The organism is Tenacibaculum sp. L6 (genome assembly GCF_028823685.1).
GTDB lineage: Bacteria > Bacteroidota > Bacteroidia > Flavobacteriales > Flavobacteriaceae > Polaribacter.
In genome coordinates this window covers 1-2,888 of record NZ_JAPEHZ010000115.1, presented here as the reverse complement: position 1 = coordinate 2,888, position 2,888 = coordinate 1, and the positions used below count along the sequence as shown (strand labels likewise).

4 protein-coding genes are annotated in these 2,888 nt (G+C 29.1%); all 4 read left to right on the top strand.

Going from position 1 to position 2,888, the window contains the following annotated elements:
• Nucleotides 1-340: hypothetical protein (locus tag OU788_RS12075; RefSeq protein ID WP_274635399.1), on the top strand; the 340-nt coding region annotated here is incomplete at its 5' end.
• Nucleotides 341-666: 326 nt separating this feature from the next.
• Complete coding sequence (locus OU788_RS12070) at nt 667-1,008, top strand: hypothetical protein (RefSeq protein ID WP_274635398.1); 342 nt, start codon at nt 667-669, stop codon at nt 1,006-1,008.
• A 114-nt stretch (nt 1,009-1,122) separates the two neighbouring features.
• Nucleotides 1,123-2,004, top strand: a complete 882-nt coding sequence (locus tag OU788_RS12065; protein WP_274635397.1) for an AAA family ATPase — start codon at nt 1,123-1,125, stop codon at nt 2,002-2,004.
• A partial coding sequence (locus OU788_RS12060; protein WP_274635396.1) for a DUF3871 family protein occupies nt 1,988-2,888 on the top strand: 901 nt, incomplete at its 3' end. The genes OU788_RS12065 and OU788_RS12060, both read left to right, overlap by 17 nt.

Here is a 2,888-nt window from a genome sequence, read left to right as displayed (position 1 = left end):
TTATAAAAGTGTAAGATCCGACACTAGTTTTGTGGTGTCAGGCTTTAAATTTATAATAAACTGGGATTCAAAACTAACTTATTCTGAAAATATAGGTTATTATGGAGGAATAAAGCATCTAAAAATATATAAAAATCAAAAACTTATAAATAAATTCTCAAATATAGAGGATGTAACGGGGTTAGATGAGATAATTTTTAGGTTTTATGATTATAACAACGACGGTTATATGGATTTTACAGTTCCTTTATCGTCAGGAAAAAGTATTTGGTTAAAGTATTATTTTTTTGATTCTAAAACGACACAATTCTACCACGATAAAAATTGGGATTATAAATAAGAAAAAAAATGGAAAAGATTAAAAATTCAATAGTGCTTTTACTTTTAGTAGTTGGAGGGGTTGTTTTTATTTTTCAGTTTTTAAGAGGCTTATTAGTTTTACCTGGAGAATTATATAAATTAATAAAATTGCTTCTTCCATTAGGAGTATTTATTTTTATTATATACTTGATATCGATAGTATTCAAAAAAAAATAATTTTTTTAAAATTTTTTTGAAGTTTTCATTAGAGAAAGTGCTTCATAACCCAATCTTCATCCCCACGCTTCTTTGGTATTGGGGAATAGTCCCCGTTAACTTATTATTAATCTAAAAATTTAAGAAACCATGGTTAGAATTGTGGATTTTAAGACGTACAAACGAGAAGAAGGAACAGAGTTCTGTGTATTAATTGTTCAAGGTGGAGTTGAAGCTGTTAAAAGCAAAGAAACAGGAAAACTGTATTTAACAGCTAGAAAGGCAAGAGTGCCATCTACTTTTGATGTAGATACATGTAAAGCCCTTTTAGGTACAGAATTGGAAGGGTCTGTAAAAAAAGTTGAAGTTGAACCATATGAGTATACTGATGAAAAAACAGGAGATATTTTGAGTCTTACACATAGGTATGAATATTTAACTAAAGACCAAGAGCTTCTAAAGAAAAATGTTGTTCTAGAAGAGGTATTATAACTGATTTTTAAAGATTTAATTGATAAGAAGAGTTCCAGAAATGGAGCTCTTTTTTTATGCACTAAAGTATGTTTTATACTATTAAAAAATTATAAAAAATAAACAAAAAAGATTATGGAATTAAAAAAAGCACATAGACATCAAGTTAAGTTACGATTAGGGTTGTCAGGAGCTTCAGGGTTTGGAAAAACTTATTCAGCTTTATTATTAGCCTATGGAATAACAGAAGATTGGAGTAAAATAGCTGTTATAGATACAGAGAATAATAGTGCAAGTTTATACTCTCATTTAGGTAATTTCAATGTCTTAAACTTGAATGAGCCTTATAATCCAGAAAGGTATATCCAAGCGATTAAAGTATGTGAAAATGCCAATATTGAAGTAATTATCATTGATAGTATTACTCATGAATGGAGTGGTAAAAATGGGTGTTTACAATTACATGAGCAATTAGGTGGGCGATTTCAAGATTGGGCAAAAATAACCCCACGTCATAACGCTTTTATAGACGCTATTCTTCAATCTAAATGTCATATGATTACAACAGCTAGAAGAAAGATAGATTATTCCTTAGATCAAGGGAATAACGGCAGGACGAAGGTAATTAAACACGGTACAAAGGAGATTACACGCGAAGGCTATGAGTATGAGTTAACAGTAAATTTTGAGCTTATTAACGATAAGCACTTAGCAAAAGCATCTAAAGATAGAACAGGTTTATTTATGGATAAGCCAGAATTTGTAATTGGTAAAGGAACTGGTAAGAAATTAATTGAATGGTGTAATCAAGGAATTTCAGTAGAACAAGCTAAGCGAGAAATTGAAGAATGCACTACTGTGGAAGGTTTAAGACACTTATATCAAAAGTATAGTGGATTGCAAAAAGAGCTTCATCAAGTAATAGTACAACGTAAAGAAGTTATTGAGAGCGTAAATAGTCAAGTAATAAAAAATAATCAAATAGTAAAATCATCAGAAAATGGAATTAATAGCTAACAGGAACCCTGTAGAAACGATACAAGATGTGTCACAAATCATTCAAAAGCCATCTAGTAAATTTATAGAAGCTAATACATCAGAAGTAACAATAAATCATCTTAAAAATGATTGTATAATTCCTGTTTTTGCAAAGGACAATGAAACAACAATTTCACATTATTCATTTATTAATGCTACTAGAGAAATAGCGCAATCAGTTTTTTCAAATACAATTTCAGAACCAGCAATTAGGGTTTCTCATCAAATTAAAGGTAGAGTTCCAAGTGCAATAGGAAAACCTGTTAAAGAACTAAAAGATTATGAAAAAACTATTTATTATGAAAGAATGGCTTTTATGATGGAAGTTCCAAGTAGGCAAGTAGTTGTCAATAACCAAATACTAAACCTTACAATAGGTGGTGTGAGAGCTTATAATCAAGAAAATTTATTTTCAAAAAAATCTATTGAAAAATTTAAAGTTTTTATAGGTTTTAAAAATACTGTGTGTACAAATCTTTGCATTAGTACAGATGGTTTAAAGGCTGAGATTAGAGTTAGTAGTATTTCAGAATTACAAGAAGTTATTAAAAATCTTATATTAAACTATAATGAAGATGCTCACTTAGGAAACATGGAAAGAATGAGTAAGTATAAGATTAATGAGTTTGAATTTGCACATTTAGTAGGAAAAATGAAAATGTATCACTTTCTAAATAAAAAAAATAAAAAAGGAAAGTTTCCTGTAGAGTTAACAGACTCGCAAATAACCTCAGTGGTAAAAGGATTTTATAATGATAATAATTTTAAACATTCAGAAAACCGTGATGTAAGTTTGTGGAATTTATATAACTTATTTACAGAGGCAAATAAGTCTTCGTATATAGATAGTCATTTAGAACGAA